We start from the raw sequence: 20780 nt of genomic DNA, 5'->3' as shown, positions 1-20780 counted from the left end.
AAAGTTTGGGATGACATTTTGTTAAAACGTATGCAATGTATATAAGTTGATTGGAGTGGAGACTGGGCGACTCCTCGGGGATCAGCGTTACAGATGAGACCCTGGAGCGAGCAAAGCGAGTGAAGCGGCTCATCGAACGCCCCCAGGAAGCTTTGCTCTGTGCGAAAGCTAAGCGACAGCAACAATTGTTTAATCTGTGCGAAAGCTAAGCGACAGCAACAATTGTTTAATCTGTGCGAAAGCGAAGCGACAGCAACAATTGTTTAATCTGTGCGAAAGCGAAGCAACAGCAACAACAAATGTTTTATCTGTAGCGAAAGCGAAGCGGCAGCTACAATTGTTTTATCTGTGCGAAAGCGAAGCGACAGCAACAAATGTTTTAACTGTGCGAAAGCGTAGCGACAGCAACAAATGTTTTAACTGTGCGAAAGCGTAGCGACAGCAACAACAAATGTTTTCTGTAGCGAAAGCAAAGCGGCAGCTACAATTGTTTTATCTGTGCGAAAGCGAAGCGACAGCAACAAAGCGCCCAGCCGTAACGGAAATCAACCCCACATAATGATATGGCGTTACAATTAGACAAGGTAATAAGCCTTAAATATAGAAATGAGGAAATAAGATGGCAATTAAAAAAGTTGTTGAACATCCAGCAAAGGTACTATCAACGCCGTGCGCGGAAGTAAAAGAAATTAATGAAGAAATTATTACATTACTAGATGATTTATATGACACAATGGTTGAATACGATGGCGTTGGTATTGCAGCACCACAAATAAATGTAGGATTACGTGTTGCAATTGTCGAGCTTGGCGAGGAACGAGATATTTTAGAAATGATTAATCCGACTGTCATTGAAACAGATGGCGTCGAAGTAGATATTGAAGGATGCTTAAGCTTCCCGGGATTATACGGTGAGGTTGAACGACCTGACTATGTAAAAATTGAAGCATGTGACCGTGAAGGACGTGTATATGAGCTAGAAGCGGGAGGCTTTGATGCACGAGCAATTTTACATGAAATCGATCATTTAGATGGCGTGCTATTTGATTCAAAAATCAAACGTGTTGTAACTGAAGAAGAGCTTGAAGCAATGTACGCTGAAGAGGAGGAATAACATGACTTCAATAATTTTTATGGGTACACCTGATTTCTCCGCGCCAATTTTGCGTATGCTACATCATGAAGGTTATGATATTAAAGCTGTAGTTACACAACCAGATCGTCCAGTTGGTCGTAAGCGTGTGCTAACACCACCACCTGTTAAAGCAGCAGCTATGGAGTTAGGTTTACATGTTATTCAGCCGGAAAAGCTACGCGGTTCTGAGGAATTACAGCAAATTATTGATTTACAGCCTGACTTAGTTATAACAGCCGCTTTTGGACAAATTTTGCCGAAAGAATTACTAGATGCACCACCGCTTGGTTGCATTAACGTCCATGCGTCACTTTTACCGAAGTATCGTGGTGGAGCACCTATTCACCAAGCAATTATTGATGGTGAAAAAGAGACTGGTGTAACTATCATGTATATGGAGCAAAAGCTAGATGCCGGTGATATCATATCTCAAAAGGCTATCCCAATTGAAGAGGAAGATCATACAGGTGGACTATTTGATAAGCTAAGTGCTGTAGGCTCTGATTTATTAAAAGCTACACTTCCTTCTATTATAAATGGAACAAATAACCGTACAGTGCAGGATGAAGCGCAAGTAACCTTTGCAAGCAATATTTCACGTGAACAAGAACGTATCGATTGGACAAAGGATGCTACAACTTTATACAATCAAGTGCGTGGTCTTCATCCGTGGCCAGTTGCCTATACAACATTTGAAGATGGAAACTTTAAAATTTGGTGGGCACAGGTGGGTAGCACAAAGCATGATGCTATACCTGGTGAGGTTGTTGAGATTTCGAAGGATCATTTTGAAGTTGCAGCAGGAAATGGGACAACACTTGCCCTGTATGATGTACAACCAGCTGGTAAAAAACGCATGACAGCAGAGGAATATTTACGTGGTACAGGTTCTAAATTACAGATCGGGGACCAATTTAAATGAGTAAAAAAAGCGTAGTAATTTGGGATGGAAATGTGCGTGATGCTGCACTTTCTATTCTGTTAGCAGTAGATAAAAATCAAGCCTATAGTAATTTGCTTTTAAATGAAACGATCAAGCGACATAAAATTGAAGCGAAGGATCGTGCGCTTTTAACAGAAATTACGTATGGTACTTTACAATATAAAATGACACTTGATTACTATTTAGAGCCATTTATTCGTGGCTCAGTGGATCATTGGGTGCGCTGGCTTTTACGTTTATCTTTATATCAAATGCATTATTTAACACGTATCCCACCACATGCAGCGGTAAATGAGGCTGTAGAAATTGCTAAGCGTCGAGGTCACAAAGGGATAGCTTCAATGGTCAACGGTATTTTACGATCTATTTTACGTCAGGGTGTAGCTTCAACTGATGAAATAAAAGATCCAATTGAGCGCCTTGCTATTGAAACGAGTCATCCAGAATGGTTAGTGCAGCGCTTTGTCGATAACTACGGTATTGAAGTAGCAGCAGAAATGTTACATGAAAATAATGTACCTCCAGTGCAGACTGTACGTGTAAATACGACGAAAGCAAGCGTTGAGCAAGCGATTGCCAGCATAGAAGCTGAAGGTTTATCAGCGAAAAAAAGCGAGCTAATGCCTGAATGTTTACATGTAACAAATGGTCAGCCAGCTCGAACAAAGGCATTCCAAGAAGGGCTTATTACTATACAAGATGAAAGCTCCATGATCCCAGCAAATGTTTTGCATCCATCTCCTGGCATGCGCGTCTTAGATATGTGTGCAGCTCCAGGTGGAAAGACAACACATTTAGCTGAGATTATGAAAAATGAAGGTTCGATTTTAGCGACTGACCTTCACCCTCATAAATTAGATTTAATTGACCATAATACGGATCGTCTAGGGATTGATATAGTGGAGACTGCTCCTATTGACGGACGTAAGGCACCGGATTTTCTACAACCAGAATCATTCGACGCTATTTTAGTCGATGCACCTTGTAGTGGTTTAGGTGTTATGCGCCGCAAGCCTGATATTAAATATACAAAGCGAGAAGAAGATTTAGAAAGCCTCCAAAAAATACAATTGGCACTATTAGATGCTGCAACAAAAGTATTGAAAATAGATGGCAAACTTGTGTACAGTACATGTACAGTAGATAAAAGGGAAAACGAAGGTACTGTAGAAGCCTTTTTAACAACGCATCCAGAAATGGAAGCTATACAACTAGAATCTTTACCAACAAAATTAGCGGAAAAGCAAGCAAATGGCATGCTTCAAGTCTTTCCACAAGACTTTGGCAGTGACGGTTTCTTCGTTGCCGCCTTTCGTAAAAAAGGAGAATCCAACTAATGGTGGATCAAGAAAAATTTAATGAGCGCATTAACGACTTAGTTGAAGAAGCAGCAGACAAGCCTGTTCGACGCGCGAAAAAAGAAAAACCAAATTTAAAGGAATCGGTATACTCATTACAGCCAAAACAGTTAGAAGAATGGTTAAAGGAAAATGGTGAAAAACCGTTCCGTGCAGCACAAATTTTTGATTGGCTTTATAATAAACGTGTGAAAACATTTGAAGAAATGTCTAACCTTTCAAAGGGATTACGTGAAAAGCTTGAAGCAAGTTTTGCATTGACGACATTGTCAACAATTATTCAACAGGAATCAAAAGATGGTACTATCAAGTTTTTATTCCAATTACAAGATGGCTATTCTATTGAAACTGTATTAATGCGTCATGAATATGGGAACTCTGTTTGTGTGACGACACAAGTAGGCTGCCGAATTGGCTGTACGTTTTGTGCGTCAACTTTAGGTGGATTAAAACGTCACTTATTAGCAGGGGAAATCGTGGAGCAAGTTGTCAAAGTACAACAAACTTTAGATGAATTGGGCGAACGTGTGTCACATATCGTCATTATGGGTATTGGAGAACCTTTCGATAATTATGATGCGATGATGAACTTCTTAAAAGTTATCAACCATGAAAAAGGGTTAAATATTGGTGCGCGTCACATCACTGTCTCAACATCAGGAATTGTTCCTAAAATTTACGAATTCGCTAATGAACAGCTACAAATCAACTTTGCAGTATCATTACACGCACCAAACCAAGAGGATCGTCAAAAACTGATGCCAATTGCACGTGCTTACAAATTGGATGAATTAATGGAAGCAGTCCGTTACTATACTGAAAAAACTGGCCGACGTGTTACTTTTGAGTATGGTTTAATGTCTGGTGAAAATGATTCAGTTGAAATTGCAGAAGAATTATCTGCATTAATAAAAGGACTTAAATGCCACGTGAACTTAATTCCTGTAAACTACGTACCAGAACGTGATTATGTTCGCACATCCCGTAGTCAAATTTTTGCCTTTGAAAAAACATTAAAGAAGAATGGCATTAACGTAACGATCCGCCGAGAGCAAGGTTCTGATATTGCTGCTGCGTGTGGTCAATTACGTGCGCAAGAGAGATCTGAAGAAACGAGGTGACCAGTGTTGGAATACACAGTCGAAAGTGATATTGGGTTAAAACGAGCAATTAATGAAGACCGTGCGGCATTTTTTAAACGTCCGGATGGGCTTGCGATAGCACTTGTAGCAGACGGCATGGGTGGTCATAATGCTGGCGATGTAGCGAGTGATATGGCAATGAAACAGATGGAATCCGTTTTTTTACAGGCAGAAGCACATCATTTTGCATCAACGACAACAAAAAAAGAGTGGTTATTACAGGCAGTCAAGCAATTGAATACAAGTATATATGACTATTCTTTATCACATGAAGACTGTAAAGGAATGGGCACGACGTTTATTGCAGTGTTAATTGAAGAACATCATTGCTTTATCGCACATGTTGGTGATAGTCGTGTGTATTATTTCTTTGATGATGGTGCACAACAAATAACAAGAGATCATTCCTATGTAAATGTTCTGGTTGAAAATGGTGAAATTAGTGAAGAGGAAGCGTTGACACATCCAAAGAAAAATTTCATCTTAAAAGCTGTTGGTACAGAAGAAACGATTGAACCAGACTTTTATGAAGTTGATTTAGCATCAGAATCGTATTTACTCATTTGCTCTGACGGTTTAAGCAATAAACTTACAGTGTATGAAATGGCGTCAATTATTACGTATCCAGATTTAATAGAAGAAAAAGGAAGGAAACTTGTGGAATTAGCAAATGCAAGCGGGGGAGAAGACAATATCTCCCTCGTGCTACTCACAAGGCAAGATGAGGAGGTGTAAGTATGCTTGTAGGTAAACGAATTAGTGACCGCTATAAAATTATAGGGCTTATTGGTGGCGGTGGTATGTCCAATGTTTATTTAGCACATGACATGATTTTAAACCGTGATGTAGCGATCAAAATATTACGCTATGATTTTACCAATGAGGATGAATTGCATCGCCGTTTTCAACGTGAAGCACTTTCTGCTACAAGCCTTACACATCCAAATATCGTTAGTGTTTATGATGTAGGTGATGATGGTGATCTACATTATATTGTGATGGAGTATGTCCAAGGAAAAACATTAAAGCAGTACATACAGGAATTTGCACCGATTTCTCCTGCCAGAAGTGTGCATATTATGAAGCAGTTAACATCGGCAATTGCTATTGCTCATGAAAATCATATTATCCATCGTGACATTAAACCTCAAAATATTTTAATGGATGCTGAAGGCAATGTGAAAATAACTGATTTTGGCATTGCAATGACGCTTAGTGCAACGTCATTTACACAAACGAACTCTGTACTTGGAACGGTGCATTATTTATCACCAGAACAGGCTCGTGGTGGTACGGCAACAAACAAATCTGATATTTATGCACTTGGCATTGTTTTATATGAATTATTAACAGGGGAATTGCCATTTTCAGGCGAGTCAGCTGTTTCTATCGCGCTCAAACATTTACAATCTGAAACACCGTCAGTTCGTGCATTCGATGCTACAATTCCACAAAGCTTAGAAAATGTTGTGCTAAAAGCTACAGCAAAAGATGCTTCTCATCGTTATTCAACTGTAGAAGAAATGCAAGCAGAATTAGAGACAGTTCTATCGCCAAATCGTATTAATGAACCGAAGTTTGTCATACCGGTAGATAATGACGTGACAAAGGCTATTCCGATTATAAAAGAGTCAACTATACGTAACGATGAAGATTTAACGAAGACAAGAGCAATCGAACCAATTGCAGTATCAAAGCCGAAACCCGAAGTTACGAAGCCTGTTGAAAAGATAGCACCTGTAAAGAAAAAGAAAAAGAAAAAATGGCCAATATATGTTGCTGGACTAGTAATAGCAGCTATCGCCATTTTCCTATTTGTCTTTTTCGCCACAGATTTATTTAGCCCGAAAAAAATATCTGTACCTAATGTGGCTAATTTGACAATTGAGGAAGCTACTAAGAAATTAGAGGCTGAAGGCTTTACTGTTAGTGGTGAACATCAGGAGCGTTATGATGAGAACGTTGAAAAAGATAAGGTCATTGAAACAGACCCTGCGGAGGGGACGGAGCGTGTCAAAGGTGCGGAAATAGACTTAATCGTCAGTCTTGGAATAGAGACGACGAAAGTGGAAGATTATAGAGGACGGCAAATTAGCCAAGTCGAATCAATGATAAAGGGTAAATTTTTAGATCCTCAAATTAACTATGCTCATTCAACAGAGCCAGAAGGAACAATTATTGAACAAGAGCCGCAACCACAAGAAGAGGTAATCGCTAAAGATACATCGATGAAATTTACGGTGAGCGCAGGTATACAAATGGTTACCGTAGATAATGTTGTGAATTACACGAAGGATCAAATGAATGAGTATGTAAGTAGAAAAGGCTTAAAATGGCGTATTGCTCGTGAAGACTATAATGATACAGTAGCTGCTGGGAGTGTTATTTCCCAATTGACAAAAGCTGGGGCTGAAGTTGAAGCAGGGTCTACAATAGCTGTTGTCATAAGTAAGGGACCTGCTGAAAAACCTGTGAAAACTTATGTGAAAACTGTTGTGATTCCATATGAACCAACAGAGGAAGGTATTGAACAACAAATTCGAATTGAAGTTCAAGATAAAATCCATACAATGGCAAAACCATATGATGAGTTTCCTATTACGAGTGAGAAGGAATACAAAATACAATTTGTCGTTGAAGAAGGTCAACAAGTAGCCTATAAAATTTTACGTGATTCGCAAATCATAGCTGAAGATAGTTTCGGTTATGATGATATTAAATAAGGGGGAATTGGATGGCGCAAGGCCAAATACGTAAAGCATTAAGCGGTTATTACTATGTATATGATGGAGAACAACTAATACAATGTCGAGGACGTGGGGTATTTCGTAATCGCGGGGAATCCCCACTCGTTGGCGACATTGTAGAATATACACTAGAAACAAAAGGTTCAGATGGTACTATTCAAAAAATTATGGAACGTCAAAATGAGTTAGTGCGTCCTCCGATTGCTAATATTGATCAAGGTATTCTTGTGTTTTCTGTAAAAGAACCTAATTTTAATACAATTTTACTGGATCGATTCCTAGTTGTTTTAGAGTCATTTCATGTTTATCCGATTATTTGTTTAACAAAGATGGATTTGCTAGAAGATCATGAACGTGAGGAATTGCAAGGCTATATAGCAGATTATGAAAACATGGGTTATACCGTGCTACAAACCTATAAGGATGAGGATGAATTAGTTGATCGTCTACAGCCTATTTTAAAGGAAAAAACTTCTGTATTAGCAGGGCAATCTGGAGTTGGGAAATCCACACTACTAAATACATTGATTCCAGATTTAAATTTAAAAACTGGAATTATTTCACAAAGCTTAGGGCGTGGAAAACATACGACTCGCCATGTCGAATTAATCGAGGTATGTGACGGATTATTAGCAGATACTCCAGGATTTAGTTCATTTGATTTTGATGAGATAGAAAAAGAAGAATTAGGCGCATGCTTCCCTGAAATGGCCCGTATTGCAGAGAATTGTAAATTTAGAGGCTGTTTACACTTAAAGGAACCTAAATGTGCAGTAAAGGCAGCGGTAGAAGCGGGAGAAATTCGTGACTATCGTTATAAACACTACGAACAATTTATGCAAGAAATTATGGATCGAAAGCCGAGGTATTAATGATGATACAAATAGCACCATCAATTTTAGCAGCTAACTTTGCTAAATTAGGAGAAGAAGTAAAAGAAGTAGAAAAGGCTGGGGCACAGCTTATTCATATCGATGTTATGGATGGTCATTTTGTGCCAAATATTTCTTTTGGATCTATTGTATTAGACGCCATTCGTCCTTTAACTGATTTACCGCTAGACGTTCATTTAATGATCGAAAATCCGGATCAATATATTGAACAATTCGCCAAAGCAGGAGCAGACTATATAACGGTGCATGTAGAAGCTTGCCGCCATTTACACCGTACAATTCAATTAATTCGCTCATTTGGAGTTAAACCTGGTGTTGTATTAAATCCACATACACCAATAGAATCTATTCAACACGTTTTAGAAGATATTGATATGGTGTTGTTCATGACAGTGAATCCAGGGTTTGGTGGGCAAAAATTCATTCATTCTGTTGTCCCAAAAATTGAAGCATTAGCAGCTATTATAAAAGAACGTAATCTCGATATTGCTATAGAGATTGATGGTGGTATTAATGCAGAGACTATTATTCCGTGTGCCAAAGCAGGAGCAACAATTTTTGTAGCTGGTTCCGCTATTTATAGTAAAGAAGATCGTTCTGCGGCCCTACAGGAAATTTTAGCTGCTGGTGAGGCAGCGATTCAAGGATGACAGTAGTCGTTGTTTGTGCAGGTGGGCCAAGAGCGGAACTCTGTTCATTTAGTCCGTATAAAGAACAAAGTGATGTGTTATTTATCGGAGCAGACCGAGGGGCGCTATATTTAATCGAGCAAGGAATCACACCACATGCCATAGTAGGAGATTTTGACTCACTATCGCAAGAGGAATACGAGCTGGTGATGGCACATACAAATGATAGACAACGATTTCAGGAAGAAAAAGATGAAACAGATACGGACTTAGCGTTATTAAAAGCCTTGACCTATACACCGCTAGAAATTGTACTTACAGGTGTTACAGGTGGTCGTTTAGATCATTATGAGGCAGCAGTTCGTTCGATTTATCGTTTGCATAAAGAGCATCCGCAGGTAGTATTGAAGATTATTAATCATGCAAATATGTTGCAATTTTTAATGCCAGGCACACACACCATTGAAGCAAACGAGCAATACCGTTATTTGTCTTTCTTTGCACACGAAGAGCCAATTAAAGATGTGACATTAAGGCATGTAAAGTATGAAACAACAAATGAAGAAATCTCTCTTGGTACATCTCGCTTTACAAGTAATGAAATAATAGGTGATTCAGGGTCTATATCTTTTTCGCAAGGCATATGTTTAATGATAAGAAGCATAGATTAGCGTAAGGGGGAGAGAGTCCTGAAAGTATATACATTTCAACTACCGAAATTTGTAAGTAGTATTACGCGTACATGTATCAACATTTTTAAAAAAGAAAAGAAAGTAAAAAAATCCGACTAACACTAGTCGGATTTTTTTATGGTGTTGAAAAACAAAATGGTCAAGGAATTCTTTGTAAATATTGTGGTGGGTGATTTCCGTTCCAGGCTACTCGCTTTGTCGCTGACGCTTCGCTTTCGCGCAGAGCAGAGCTTCCTGTGGGCGAGCGTCGAGCCGCTGCTCTCCGTGCAGGGTCTCGCCTGTCTCGCTTTCCCACGGGAGTCGAGTAGCCTTCCACTCCAATCAGCGATAGCGTAGAACTTTTGTTAAAGAACGCTATGGCTACTCAACATAATCAAACAGAAGAAACTTATAACAATAATGCTATTGTACACCTGATCTTGCTGACGCTACGTTAACACTACGCTTTCGCGAGAGGGTACATACTATGAGAAGTGGTTGATTGGAGTGGAGACTGGGCGACTCCTTGGGGATCAGCGTCACAGATGAGACCCTGGAGCGAGCAACGCGAGTGAAGCGGCTCATCGGACGCCCCCAGGAAAGCGCTCAGTCGGAACGGAAATCAACCCCTAGCTTTGCTAAAGAATTATACGTAACTGCCATTCTGCATAGGCGTTTTGTTGTGCTGCTATATGTAATGAAAGCCGCTAGGAATTACTATGAGATGTAATTCCTAGCGGCTTAGTCATTTTCTATAATTACTCACAAAGGCGGTTAGTTTGCCTAGTTATTGAGACAGAAAAAAATCGATTTGCGCCAAATGCGAAATCGATTTTTTGGAAGCGACGATTAAACGCGCTCGATTTTACCTGATTTTAATGCACGAGTAGAAACCCATACACGTTTTGGTTTACCGTCTACTAAGATACGAACTTTTTGAAGGTTAGCACCCCAAGAACGTTTGCTAGCGTTCATAGCGTGGGAACGGTTGTTACCAGTACGAGCTTTACGCCCAGTGATTACACATTGTTTTGGCATGTTGTATTCCCTCCTTACTGTTAATGCTGAAAGATTATTATTTCAGTTCGGTATTTCACATACCATAATAATTTAACATACCATGACGTTCAGTGCAATAGTTTTCACATAACCTTTCAAGAAAAAAACCTTTACAGACAAAAAATACTTGTTAAAAAAGTGGTATTAATTGGCTCATCATCAAAAGTTATGGATATGACATTTGCTAAAACGTATGCCGTTTATCTTTATTCAGTAGAAGGCTCCTACCTCTAAAGGTGGTGAGATGAATTCAGATATGGTTCCTTTACATTGGCTGTCCAAATAACTCTGAAGAAAACCCTATTGATTAAAGTTTCACTTTATTTTCCACGGTAGCCAAGCTTCATAGAAACTCGTTTACCAGTTTCCATTAAACGCTCTGTAAGGATATTAATATGTTCTGCTGAAACGTTAAAGCTAACAAAACCTATACTCACTGCACCGATTACTTCATTGAAACCATTTAAAATAGATACTGCAATGGAGGATGTTCCTGCAGTTCTTTCCCCATGACTAATGGCAAATCCTTGTAGTCTTATTCGTTCAAGCTGTGCCTCTAATTCAGTGATTTCTTCATGAGGAATAAGCTGTTCAATAATTGCCCTTGCTTGAGAAACGGGCATTGTGGCTAAAATTGCTTTATTTGCAGCTCCAATATGCATCGGAATACGAATACCTAGCTGATCGTAAATACGAATGGGATTAGCTGCACTGTCTATTCTTTCGATAATAATTGTATCTAAACCAGCGGGCTTACTTAAATAGACACTTTCCTCGACTTCTCTTGCTAAACGCTCTAATTCAGGCCTAATTTTACTAATATAGTCCATCGTATCATACACTTGTAAGCCAAGTTCCATCCATATTGTACCAAGTCGATATTGTTTAGTTTGATCGTCTTGTTCAATCATTCCTTCCTTGATCATCGATTTTAAAATTCTATGTAGTGTACTAAGTGGTAAATTGCATTTTGTCGAAAGCTCTGAAATGGACAAGCTGTTTTCACTTGCTTCAGAAGCCAAAACTTTAGCGATTGTCATAGCTCGTTCTAATAATTGCATTCAAGATCCACCTCTCCTTCATTTATTTTATTTTTAATCCTTGTCTACGTCTAGCTACATAATCGTTAATATCTATTTCGTTATGCTTCTGGTCTAAAAAGAATGAATATAGAAATTTTTCTAAATATATTGACAGTATACCTTAAAACACATATATTTTTCATATAAACTTTCCTCTTGACGGAAACGTTTTCCACTACACGGAAAAGGGGTGAAGGGAATGCATTATTGTTCGTCAATGTATGCACCTTTGAAACACGTAATAGTAAAACATCCAAAAGATGCTTTCCGAAGCCAAGAGCATCTTAGTGATGAATGGAAAACATTTAACTACTTATCAGAGCCTAACTATGATGAGGCTCAAAAAGAATATGCTGAATTTATGAGTATTCTAGAAAAGTATGTTAAAAAAATTGATTTTTTATCAGAATCAGATGAAGTGGGGTTGGACTCGCTGTATGCGCATGATCCTGTAAAGTTCACACCAAATGGCGCCATTATCTTGAAATCTGGCAAAACATTAAGACAGCCAGAGGCAGCTGTTTATAAAGCATTTTTACAGGAAAAGGGCATTCCAGTTATCGGAGAATTGACTGGAGAGGCTGTATCGGATGGTGGTGATATCGTTTGGCTTGATGATCGCACGCTTGTTGTAGGTCGAGGCTATCGAACGAATGATGAAGCTATTCGTCAGCTAAAGGACATGACGGAGGATATTGTCGACGAATTCATTGTTGTGCAGCTACCGCATGATTTAGGTGAAGCGGAATGTTTACACCTAATGTCCTTTATTAGTATGGTGGACAAGGATTTAGCGGTTGTGCATTCTCGATTAATGCCAGTTTTTTTCCGTCAGCTTTTAATCGAACGAGGTATTCAATTAATTGAAGTTCCGAAAGAAGAGTATGATGCGCTAGGCTGTAACGTTTTAGCACTTGCACCTAGAGTATGTATGGTTCCGAATGGAAATCCAATTACAAAGCAACAATTACTTAATGCAGGCGCAACAGTTTATGAATATAAAGGAAATGAAATTTCACTAAAAGGAACAGGTGGACCAACATGTCTAACTTGCCCAGTAGTAAGAGGATAAAAGGAGATGAAGTGAAATGTTTAAAAATGTTATTGTAAAAAATCCAGGAAATAGCTATGTAAAAGGTTTAACGACTAGTGACTTAGGAAAACCGATTTTAGAAGAATTATTTAAGCAGCATGAAAAATATGTTGAAGCTTTAAAGAAATGTGGCGTTGAGGTTACACAGCTTCCAGCAAATGAAGCCTTCCCAGATTCAACATTCGTAGAGGATACAGCTGTTTTAACACATGAATTTGCCATTATTTCAAATCCAGGGGCAGAAGCTCGTAATCGGGAGATTGAAGAAATCGAACCAGCTGTTAAAAAGTTCTATGAAAATTTATATTATATCGAAGGCTCAGGAACACTTGATGGCGGAGATGTATTGCAGGCAGAAAAGAAATTTTATGTTGGCATCTCTGATCGTACGAATGAAGAAGGAGCTCGACAATTTAAAGAAATCGTTGAAAAAGAAGGCTATGAGGCAACGATTATTCCGTTAAAGGAATTTTTCCATTTAAAAACGGGCATCGCATATGTTGGTGAAAATCGTATGGTACTAGCAGGAGAGTTCATCGACCATCCTGCATTCGAATCCTATGAAAAAATAATTATTCCAAAAGAGGATGAGTATTCAGCGAACTGTATTCAAGTAAATGATTATGTCATTATTCCAGCAGGCTATCCAGAAACAAATCGTAAATTAAATGATTTAGGCTACCAAACAATTGAGCTTGAAATGTCTGAATTTAGAAAACATGATGGTGGGCTAAGCTGCTTGTCATTACGTTTTTAATTCAATACCCAATCAATTTAGGATATAAATTGATTGGGTACTTTAGTAGAATTGATATCAGAATATTCGATATATTAATAGCAACTAGAGAGTAGGGATGGATGTTGAATAAAGGGGAACAACGGCAAGATATTCAATTAAATCGTTCAATGAAAAGTCGTCATTTATTAATGCTTTCGCTCGGTGGAGTTATTGGAACAGGACTATTTTTAAATGTTGGCTACACAATTAATCAGGCAGGTCCAGGAGGAGCATTAATTGGTTATTTATTTGGTGGCTTAATATTGTACATGGTAATGAATTGTCTTGGAGAATTAGCTGTTTACATGCCTGTAACTGGTTCTTTCCAAACCTATGCAACACGCTTTATCAGTCCTTCAGCAGGATTTTCTTTAGGATGGATGTATTTTGTCGGGTCAGCTGCCACAGCAGGGGTAGAATTTACTGCAGCGGGAATTTTGATGCAACATTGGTTCCCGAATGTCCCAGTTTGGCTATGGTGCGCGGTATTTATGGTACTGTTATTTACTTTAAATGCATTAACAACTAGAGGCTTTGCAGAGGCAGAGTTTTGGTTTGCAAGCATTAAAGTCATTGCGGTGATTGCATTTATCATTATAGGAGTTGCTGCAATCTTTGGATTGATTCCACTAGCTGATCGTCCAACACCAAATTTTACGAATTTAGCACCGTCTGGTTTATTCCCAGCAGGTATTACAATCATATTTGTCACGATGATGAATGTTATCTTTTCTTATCAAGGTTCTGAACTTGTCGGTATTGCAGCAGGAGAAACTGAAAATCCAGAAAAAAATATTCCTCGGGCAATAAAAACAATACTTTTTAGAATTGTAGTTTTCTATATTGCTTCGATTATTGTTTTATCTGCCATATTCCCTTCATCGGAGCTTGGACTACTGGAAAGTCCTTTTGTCACATTGATGAATTTAGCTGGCGTTCCATATGCTGCTGGCATTATGAACTTTGTTATTCTAACAGCGATATTATCAGTAGGTAACTCATGTTTATATGCTTCAACACGTTTATTATGGTCGATGTCAAAAGAGGGAATGGCTCCTAAATTATTTGGACGACTAACGAAAAATAAAGTGCCATTAAATGCACTTATTTTCACGATGCTTTTCTCGCTGCTTTCTTTATTAACGAGCGTAATGGAAGCAGATGCAGTATTTGTTTTACTCATGTCTATTGCAGGGATTTCTGTAACAATTTCATGGATGGGAATATGCGCATCTCAATTGATGTTCCGATATCGTTATGTGAAAGCAGGAGGAGATGTATCTGAATTAAAATTTAAAACTCCATTTTATCCATTGATTCCAGTGTTTTGTATTATTTTTTGTACGCTAATTCTTGTCTTTTTAGCATTCGATCCTACACAAAGAGTTGGTTTACTATATGGGATTGGATTCTTTATCGCTTGCATGATTTTCTATAAATTAAAATTGAGTAAAACAAATACAGTTTCTTCTGAGTTAGAAATAAAAAATGAGGAATCACTTGATATACATTGATATGTATTCAGTGTTGAGAAGATCGGATAAAGGAGAATTTTTATGAATGTTTATCTTTGGAATACACCTGAAAAGCTACGCGCGTTATTATGTGAAATTGTCAGTTGGGAAAGTAGGACATTAACAAAAGGTGAACATGAATTTGCCTATAAATTAAAAAATAAATTGCAAACGCTTTCTTATTTTCAGAAAAACCCGGAATTTATTGAATTACATGATGCGGGTCTTGAACGTAATGCTGTGACTGCCTTGTATAAGCATCCATATGCAACAGAAACGGTTGTGTTAATAAGTCATTTTGATACTGTCCATACCGAAGAATATGGTGAGCTGGAACCATTAGCCTTCTACCCTGAAGAGCTTACAAAAAAGCTAATGGAACCTAAATACAAAAAAGATTTACCGGAAGCCGCAAGAATTGATTTGGAATCAGGCAACTACTTATTCGGTCGTGGGACGATGGATATGAAAATGGGGCTTGCTTTGCATATGCAGTTGATTGAAAAGGCAAGCATCGAAAAATGGCCAATTAATCTTATTTTAACGGCTGTGCCAGATGAAGAAGTGAATTCTGCTGGGATGCGTGCAGCAGTTGTAGAACTTGTCAGGCTTCGTGAACAGCATGGACTCTCTTATAAACTATTTTTAAATAGTGAGCCTTCTTTTTCACAAGGCCCAGCTGATATCAATGAATATATTTATTCAGGAACTATCGGTAAAATTATGCCTGCTGCCTTATTTTATGGAAAAGAGACTCATGTGGGGGAGCCATTAAAAGGAATGACAGCAAATTTTATTGCCTCATACATGACGCAGCATATGGAGTGGAATCCAATTTTCCGTGAATCAGATCTAGGTGAAAGTACACCATTACCTGTATCCTTACAATTAAAAGATTTGAAAAGGGAGTATTCTACACAAACACCTTATCGTGCAGCAGCCCTTTATAATGTGTTTTTATTAAAGCGCACGGCATCGGAAGTAATGGATATTTTTGAACAAGTTGCATTAGAAGCAATGTCAGCTTGTAATGAACAATATAAACGAATTTGTGAGCGGGAAAAGGTACATGGCGTAGGTGAAGTAAAGGTACTTCGTTTTGAGGCACTTTTAGAGTATGCGGTCAAGAAATTAGGAACTGAGGAAGTAAGTTTAATAAAAAAACAGGTTCTTGAAAATAGTGCATGGGATGATCGAGAGAAGTCTATTCGCATCGTGGATCAGTTAATGATTCGTTGCCAGGAACTAGCACCAGCGACAGTGTTGTTATATGCGCCACCTTACTATCCTGCGATTAATTCATCCGATCATCCCTTAGTCGTTCAATCGATAGAATTAATGAAGAAGACAGCCAAAACATTTGATATTGAAGTAGAGCAAATTCATTATTTTAATGGTATTTGTGATTTGAGCTATGTCAATTATTCCGATGACTCAAATGAATGGACAGCATTCGAGCGCAACACACCTGTTTGGGGAGACACGTACAGTATTCCATTTGAAGCAATGTCTGCATTACAGGGTCCAGTTTTAAACGTAGGACCTTTTGGCAAGGATGCCCATCAAAAGACGGAAAGATTACATGTAGATAGCGCTTTTAAGGAAATGCCAGTGATGCTTGACACGCTTATAAAAAGCCTATATTAATTTCATGGATAAAGTGATTCAAATGAATAAAGAAACCCGTCTTATTGTTGTTCTATAAAGAAAAAAATGTAAAAGCTGATACTATGAAAAAAGTATCGGCTTTCATGTTTTGAAAAACTATTGGGGGCGTCGGGGCAACAGATGTTTTTTGTGCGAAAGCGAAGCGACAGCAACAGATGTTTTTTGTGCGAAAGCGAAGCGACAGCAACAGATGCTTTTATTTACTAAAACAAAGCTGCAGTAAGTACAATCGAATCACTGTTATTAAAAAAGTTGGTGTTATGATAAAGCATCAGCTTTTTTATTTTTTTCGAAAATGCTTTTACAGTGAAAGCAGAATGCTTGCTATTGCATAATACGAAAATCTGTTTTTTGAGCTTTTATTAGAAGGTGGAGTTAATTCGTCATTTTTCAACAATTTTGCAAAGACTACTTGTATTTTCCCTTATTTAGGGATACAAATAGGACATATTATTTGAAAGATTGTCATTAGGAGCGGACGTTATGGAAAATCAAGAAAAGCTAGCTCTCTCTATACAAAAAGAAATGATTCAATTTAATTTAAAACGTATGCGAACAGTGGCGTGGGCAATGATGTATATATCAGCCATCATTACAATTATTCATTACGGTGAGGTCTTTTTTTCAAAAACAGAAAGAGCGATGGTGCCAGCTTATATTGTCATCCACATTATACTGTTTTATCTAGATTTAGCGGTGTTATTATTTGTAAGAGAAAAGAAAATTAAGGTTACATCTCTTAATTTACGAAAATACGAATATATCTTACTTGCATATATTTATACTATATTGGTATTAATTACTGTAATAACGTTAATGGACGTTTATTTCTTTAAACATGCGGCTCTTTATGAGGTGTTGTTTTTATTGATTTGTACTGTTTTTTCTATCCCTTTCCTGAAATTTTTTTGGATTACGTTCATAACAGTACCACCAATTATAATAAGTACATATTTGAGTGTTGGGATATCAGGTGAAAGTATTAAAATATTTTTACCGATGGCCCTTATTATTCCCATAGGACTAATTATTCAGCGATATATTTATAAAGTGCAAAGACAATTTATGAAACAACATATTTTATTGCAAGAAGAAATGAAAAAATCCAAGAATTTGTAAAAATTATTAGCTGAGAAAAATAATGAACTATCGGAGCAAGCATTTCGGGACACATTGACTAATTTGCCTAATCGAAGAGCTTTTAATAATAAATTGATACAAATAGGGCAACAACTTAGTAAACCAAAATCTTTATCTGTCATGATGATTGATATTGATTTCTTTAAAAACTTAAATGATTATTATGGTCATTTACAAGGTGACGAAGCTTTAATAAAAGTGGCAGCTCTATTAGATGAAATTGCAGAAAAGTATAATGCATTCGCAGCACGTTGGGGAGGCGAAGAGTTCGTAATCGTTAGTCAGCATGCTGCTAAATTTTCAGAGCATGTGTGTGAGGAAATTTTAGAGGATGTACGCCACTTAAATATACGTCATGAGCATTCAAAAGTAGCTGATATTGTAACAGTCAGCATCGGGATGTGTCATGCCAAAATCTCCAATAACGAGCAATTGAAAACATGCTGTGAATTAGCTGATCAAGCACTATACACAGCAAAACAAAACGGTCGTAACAACTTTTACAGTAAAAGTGGAAATTTCGATGAAGATGTATGTTTACCTCTTTAATGTCAGTAAAACGTTGATACAATGCGCTTTCATGCCTTCTAAGGTTGCTTAATGCATAACGAAAGTGTTACAATATCATTTAGTCAAAAAGAGCCAAGGGGGCATTTCTATGTCAATTGAATTAAACAATGAATTCGGCCAAATTGATATTTCAACAGATGTACTTGCACAAATAGCTGGTGGCGCTGCTGTAGAATGCTACGGTATTGTTGGCATGGCATCTAAACATCAAATTCGTGATGGTCTAACTGATATTTTACGTAAAGAAAATTTTGCAAAAGGTGTTGTTATTCGAAAACAGGACGACGATTTACATATTGATATGTACATTATTGTTAGTTACGGGACAAAAATTTCGGAAGTTGCTTATCAAGTACAATCGAAAGTGAAATATACAGTGGATAAAACATTGGGTATGAGCGTGAAATCTGTCAATATCTTTGTGCAGGGCGTTCGTGTAGCGAATGATTAAGAGGAGGAACTAATTCTAATGCAGTCTTTAGACGGAATAAAGTTTGCAGAAATGGTGCAAATGGGTGCCCATCACCTATTCCAAAATGCAAATTATGTTGATTCATTAAATGTATTTCCAGTACCAGATGGTGATACAGGAACGAATATGAACTTATCGATGACATCTGGGGCAAAGGAAACAGAGCAGTATGCGTCAGAACATATCGGCAAAACAGCTCAAGCTTTATCAAAAGGTTTACTTATGGGAGCACGCGGAAATTCAGGCGTTATTTTATCGCAGTTATTCCGTGGCTTTGGTAAATCTATCGAAAAAGAAGCGACAATTGATGCCAAAGGCTTTGCCGGTGCCTTCCAAGCAGGCGTAGAAACTGCTTATAAAGCAGTAATGAAACCAGTTGAAGGAACGATTTTAACAGTTGCACGTGAAGCGGCGAAAAAAGGTGTAGAAGTGGCAGAAACTGAAACCGATATCATTGCGGTGATGGAAGCATTTACTGCTGAAGCACAAGCTTCGTTGCAACGTACACCTGAACTTCTACCTGTTCTAAAAGAAGTAGGTGTTGTAGATAGTGGCGGTCAGGGTCTTTTATTTGTGTATGAAGGATTTTTAGCATCCTTAAAGGGCGAGCCATTACCGGTGAAAAATGAAGCAACTTTAGATGATTTAATTAATGCAGAACATCATAGAGCACAAGATTTCATGAATACTGTGGATATTGAATTTGGTTATTGTACAGAAATCATGGTACGTTTTGAAGAAGGAAAAGAGCCATTCAGCGAAGAACAATTCCGCAATGAATTAAACCCTCTGGGTGATTCTTTACTCGTTATTTCAGATGAAGAAATTGCAAAAGTGCATATTCATTCTGAACAACCAGGCGCTGTTTTAGCAATGGGTCAAAAATATGGTAGTCTCATTAAAATTAAAGTCGACAATATGCGTGAACAACATTCTGCCATTGTTGGTGAGGATCATAAAGCACCTTCTTCAGCTAAAAAAGCAGAAAAGCATCCATATGCAATTGTAACGATTGCAATGGGCGAGGGAGTTGCAGAATTACTTCGTTCAATCGGTGCCTCTTATGTTATTGAAGGCGGTCAAACAATGAACCCTTCAACTGAAGACATTGTGAAGGCAGTACAAGAAATTGGTGCTGAAAAAGTATTGATTTTACCAAATAACAAAAATATCGTGATGGCAGCAGAACAAGCAGTAGAGCTTTTAGATATAGAAGCTGCTGTAGTGCCAACGAAAACAATCCCTCAAGGTATGGCAGCGATTTTATCGTTTAATCCAGAGGCGGCAGTTGAAATGAACCAAGCAACAATGACAGAAGCCTTTGCAAATGTTAAAACAGGCCAAGTAACTTATGCAGTTCGAGATACATCTATAGATGGTGTAGAAATTCATAAGGATGATTTCATGGCTCTTGCGGAAGGGAAAATTGTATTATCTACTCCAGCTTTAAAAGATGCTGCTGAGAAGGTAATTACTGATTTAGTGGATGAAGATGCAGAAATTGTAACAGTCATCTATGGTGAGGATACAACGAAAGAAAACGCCTCAGAATTAGTGAAATTTATTGAAGAGAATTATCCAGAGGTTGAAGTAGAGTTATTTAATGGTAAACAAGGATTATATCCGTATATTATTTCAGTAGAATAATTCAATCTACTTTGCGCATAAGTAGACAAAGCAGTGCACAAGACGTGTACTGCTTTTGTTTATGGTACAAGGAGAATAGGGAATGAAAAACTATAAAATCAGCTAAGAATAAATGATTCGATGTATGTTTCCAGAGGACAACGAACTTGGAAATAATGGAATATCAGCATTTTTAAATCGCTGTTTATACGGAGTAGACAAAAGTAAATCAATATTTACACTGTGTAAATTATAGTCGT

Annotated in this window: 23 protein-coding genes and 1 pseudogene; 21 read left to right on the top strand and 3 right to left on the bottom strand. The window is 37.8% G+C overall.

The annotated features are described in order from the left end of the window. Positions 1-50 precede the first annotated feature (50 nt). From AC1DCY_RS02245 to spoVM, 12 genes are all read left to right on the top strand, one after another. Positions 51-209 carry a hypothetical protein gene (locus AC1DCY_RS02245; RefSeq protein WP_477347055.1) on the top strand — a complete coding sequence of 53 codons (159 nt, stop codon included), beginning with the start codon at positions 51-53 and terminating at the stop codon, positions 207-209. Then, positions 197-436, top strand: a complete 240-nt coding sequence (locus tag AC1DCY_RS02240) for a hypothetical protein (RefSeq protein WP_477347053.1) — start codon at positions 197-199, stop codon at positions 434-436. The genes AC1DCY_RS02245 and AC1DCY_RS02240 overlap by 13 nt, the downstream gene beginning before the upstream one ends. Positions 437-619: 183 nt before the next feature. Next, positions 620-1114: a peptide deformylase gene (gene def / locus AC1DCY_RS02235; protein WP_477347052.1), complete on the top strand. Its 495-nt coding sequence runs from the start codon at positions 620-622 to the stop codon at positions 1112-1114. Position 1115: 1 nt separating this feature from the next. Beyond that, on the top strand, positions 1116-2057 hold the full coding sequence (gene fmt, locus AC1DCY_RS02230) for a methionyl-tRNA formyltransferase (protein WP_477347050.1): 942 nt from the start codon (positions 1116-1118) through the stop codon (positions 2055-2057). After that, positions 2054-3415 (top strand): 16S rRNA (cytosine(967)-C(5))-methyltransferase RsmB, encoded by a 1362-nt coding sequence (gene rsmB / locus AC1DCY_RS02225; protein WP_477347049.1) that lies wholly within the window; start codon positions 2054-2056, stop codon positions 3413-3415. The genes fmt and rsmB overlap by 4 nt, the downstream gene beginning before the upstream one ends. Next, positions 3415-4557 (top strand): dual-specificity RNA methyltransferase RlmN, encoded by a 1143-nt coding sequence (rlmN, locus tag AC1DCY_RS02220; protein ID WP_477347048.1) that lies wholly within the window; start codon positions 3415-3417, stop codon positions 4555-4557. Before rsmB ends, rlmN begins: the two co-directional genes overlap by 1 nt. 6 nt (positions 4558-4563) lie before the next feature. Continuing rightward, on the top strand, positions 4564-5313 hold the full coding sequence (locus AC1DCY_RS02215) for a Stp1/IreP family PP2C-type Ser/Thr phosphatase (protein WP_477347113.1): 750 nt from the start codon (positions 4564-4566) through the stop codon (positions 5311-5313). Positions 5314-5315: 2 nt separating this feature from the next. After that, entirely contained in the window at positions 5316-7301 is a 1986-nt protein-coding gene (gene pknB / locus AC1DCY_RS02210) for a Stk1 family PASTA domain-containing Ser/Thr kinase (protein WP_477347046.1), read from the top strand. 11 nt (positions 7302-7312) lie between these two features. Continuing rightward, positions 7313-8197 (top strand): ribosome small subunit-dependent GTPase A, encoded by an 885-nt coding sequence (gene rsgA / locus AC1DCY_RS02205; protein ID WP_477347044.1) that lies wholly within the window; start codon positions 7313-7315, stop codon positions 8195-8197. Positions 8198-8199: 2 nt separating this feature from the next. Next, positions 8200-8868 carry a ribulose-phosphate 3-epimerase gene (rpe, locus tag AC1DCY_RS02200; RefSeq protein ID WP_477347042.1) on the top strand — a complete coding sequence of 223 codons (669 nt, stop codon included), beginning with the start codon at positions 8200-8202 and terminating at the stop codon, positions 8866-8868. Further along, on the top strand, positions 8865-9518 hold the full coding sequence (locus AC1DCY_RS02195; RefSeq protein WP_477347040.1) for a thiamine diphosphokinase: 654 nt from the start codon (positions 8865-8867) through the stop codon (positions 9516-9518). Before rpe ends, AC1DCY_RS02195 begins: the two co-directional genes overlap by 4 nt. Positions 9519-9536: 18 nt before the next feature. After that, entirely contained in the window at positions 9537-9638 is a 102-nt protein-coding gene (gene spoVM / locus AC1DCY_RS02190; RefSeq protein WP_100544041.1) for a stage V sporulation protein SpoVM, read from the top strand. Between the two features lie 40 nt (positions 9639-9678). Here spoVM and AC1DCY_RS02185 read toward each other — a convergent pair whose 3' ends face one another. Next, positions 9679-9834 (bottom strand): hypothetical protein, encoded by a 156-nt coding sequence (locus AC1DCY_RS02185; protein ID WP_477347038.1) that lies wholly within the window; start codon positions 9832-9834, stop codon positions 9679-9681. A 210-nt stretch (positions 9835-10044) separates the two neighbouring features. On the opposite strand from AC1DCY_RS02185, the gene AC1DCY_RS02180 reads away from it, so the two are divergent. After that, on the top strand, positions 10045-10248 hold the full coding sequence (locus tag AC1DCY_RS02180) for a hypothetical protein (protein WP_477347036.1): 204 nt from the start codon (positions 10045-10047) through the stop codon (positions 10246-10248). 119 nt (positions 10249-10367) lie between these two features. Here AC1DCY_RS02180 and rpmB read toward each other — a convergent pair whose 3' ends face one another. Both rpmB and AC1DCY_RS02170 read right to left on the bottom strand, forming a co-directional pair. Continuing rightward, positions 10368-10556, bottom strand: coding sequence for a 50S ribosomal protein L28 (rpmB, locus tag AC1DCY_RS02175; protein ID WP_370042904.1), 189 nt, complete (start codon positions 10554-10556; stop codon positions 10368-10370). A 341-nt stretch (positions 10557-10897) separates the two neighbouring features. Then, positions 10898-11638, bottom strand: coding sequence for an IclR family transcriptional regulator (locus AC1DCY_RS02170; protein WP_477347034.1), 741 nt, complete (start codon positions 11636-11638; stop codon positions 10898-10900). A gap of 220 nt (positions 11639-11858) precedes the next feature. On the opposite strand from AC1DCY_RS02170, the gene AC1DCY_RS02165 reads away from it, so the two are divergent. The 8 genes and pseudogenes from AC1DCY_RS02165 to AC1DCY_RS02130 all read left to right on the top strand — a co-directional run bounded on the left by AC1DCY_RS02165 (position 11859) and on the right by AC1DCY_RS02130 (position 20541). After that, positions 11859-12731 carry a dimethylarginine dimethylaminohydrolase family protein gene (locus AC1DCY_RS02165; RefSeq protein ID WP_477347032.1) on the top strand — a complete coding sequence of 291 codons (873 nt, stop codon included), beginning with the start codon at positions 11859-11861 and terminating at the stop codon, positions 12729-12731. A 16-nt stretch (positions 12732-12747) separates the two neighbouring features. Next, positions 12748-13509: a dimethylarginine dimethylaminohydrolase family protein gene (locus AC1DCY_RS02160; RefSeq protein WP_477347030.1), complete on the top strand. Its 762-nt coding sequence runs from the start codon at positions 12748-12750 to the stop codon at positions 13507-13509. 101 nt (positions 13510-13610) lie between these two features. Further along, entirely contained in the window at positions 13611-15044 is a 1434-nt protein-coding gene (locus AC1DCY_RS02155; RefSeq protein WP_477347029.1) for an amino acid permease, read from the top strand. A gap of 42 nt (positions 15045-15086) precedes the next feature. Further along, positions 15087-16691: a M20/M25/M40 family metallo-hydrolase gene (locus AC1DCY_RS02150; protein WP_477347027.1), complete on the top strand. Its 1605-nt coding sequence runs from the start codon at positions 15087-15089 to the stop codon at positions 16689-16691. Positions 16692-17195: 504 nt separating this feature from the next. Further along, a complete protein-coding gene (locus AC1DCY_RS02145; protein ID WP_477347025.1) occupies positions 17196-17831 on the top strand; it encodes a hypothetical protein in 636 nt (211 codons plus the stop codon). Positions 17832-17873: 42 nt separating this feature from the next. Continuing rightward, a pseudogene (locus AC1DCY_RS02140) lies at positions 17874-18401 on the top strand (diguanylate cyclase); the annotation flags it as partial. Positions 18402-18510: 109 nt separating this feature from the next. Beyond that, the gene (locus AC1DCY_RS02135) at positions 18511-18873 is read left to right on the top strand and encodes an Asp23/Gls24 family envelope stress response protein (RefSeq protein WP_053594173.1); all 363 of its coding nucleotides are present in this window, start codon (positions 18511-18513) and stop codon (positions 18871-18873) included. An 18-nt stretch (positions 18874-18891) separates the two neighbouring features. Next, positions 18892-20541: a DAK2 domain-containing protein gene (locus AC1DCY_RS02130; protein ID WP_477347023.1), complete on the top strand. Its 1650-nt coding sequence runs from the start codon at positions 18892-18894 to the stop codon at positions 20539-20541. Positions 20542-20780: the final 239 nt, after the last annotated feature.

Source organism: Lysinibacillus sp. 10T31, assembly GCF_056394365.1.
Note: the sequence above shows the minus strand (reverse complement) of the source record. Positions and strands in the feature narration are given on the sequence as shown.

What these genes read in the sequence shown, in the direction of transcription:
- rpe (WP_477347042.1), top strand. Translation starts at nt 8,200, where the DNA reads ATGATACAAATAGCACCATCAATTTTAGCAGCTAACTTTGCTAAATTA.
- def (WP_477347052.1), top strand. Translation starts at nt 620, where the DNA reads ATGGCAATTAAAAAAGTTGTTGAACATCCAGCAAAGGTACTATCAACG.
- AC1DCY_RS02130 (WP_477347023.1), top strand. Translation starts at nt 18,892, where the DNA reads ATGCAGTCTTTAGACGGAATAAAGTTTGCAGAAATGGTGCAAATGGGT.
- AC1DCY_RS02145 (WP_477347025.1), top strand. Translation starts at nt 17,196, where the DNA reads ATGGAAAATCAAGAAAAGCTAGCTCTCTCTATACAAAAAGAAATGATT.
- AC1DCY_RS02165 (WP_477347032.1), top strand. Translation starts at nt 11,859, where the DNA reads ATGCATTATTGTTCGTCAATGTATGCACCTTTGAAACACGTAATAGTA.
- AC1DCY_RS02170 (WP_477347034.1), bottom strand. Translation starts at nt 11,638, where the DNA reads ATGCAATTATTAGAACGAGCTATGACAATCGCTAAAGTTTTGGCTTCT.
- rlmN (WP_477347048.1), top strand. Translation starts at nt 3,415, where the DNA reads ATGGTGGATCAAGAAAAATTTAATGAGCGCATTAACGACTTAGTTGAA.
- fmt (WP_477347050.1), top strand. Translation starts at nt 1,116, where the DNA reads ATGACTTCAATAATTTTTATGGGTACACCTGATTTCTCCGCGCCAATT.
- rpmB (WP_370042904.1), bottom strand. Translation starts at nt 10,556, where the DNA reads ATGCCAAAACAATGTGTAATCACTGGGCGTAAAGCTCGTACTGGTAAC.
- AC1DCY_RS02195 (WP_477347040.1), top strand. Translation starts at nt 8,865, where the DNA reads ATGACAGTAGTCGTTGTTTGTGCAGGTGGGCCAAGAGCGGAACTCTGT.
- rsmB (WP_477347049.1), top strand. Translation starts at nt 2,054, where the DNA reads ATGAGTAAAAAAAGCGTAGTAATTTGGGATGGAAATGTGCGTGATGCT.
- AC1DCY_RS02160 (WP_477347030.1), top strand. Translation starts at nt 12,748, where the DNA reads ATGTTTAAAAATGTTATTGTAAAAAATCCAGGAAATAGCTATGTAAAA.
- AC1DCY_RS02150 (WP_477347027.1), top strand. Translation starts at nt 15,087, where the DNA reads ATGAATGTTTATCTTTGGAATACACCTGAAAAGCTACGCGCGTTATTA.
- pknB (WP_477347046.1), top strand. Translation starts at nt 5,316, where the DNA reads ATGCTTGTAGGTAAACGAATTAGTGACCGCTATAAAATTATAGGGCTT.
- AC1DCY_RS02155 (WP_477347029.1), top strand. Translation starts at nt 13,611, where the DNA reads ATGTTGAATAAAGGGGAACAACGGCAAGATATTCAATTAAATCGTTCA.
- AC1DCY_RS02135 (WP_053594173.1), top strand. Translation starts at nt 18,511, where the DNA reads ATGTCAATTGAATTAAACAATGAATTCGGCCAAATTGATATTTCAACA.
- rsgA (WP_477347044.1), top strand. Translation starts at nt 7,313, where the DNA reads ATGGCGCAAGGCCAAATACGTAAAGCATTAAGCGGTTATTACTATGTA.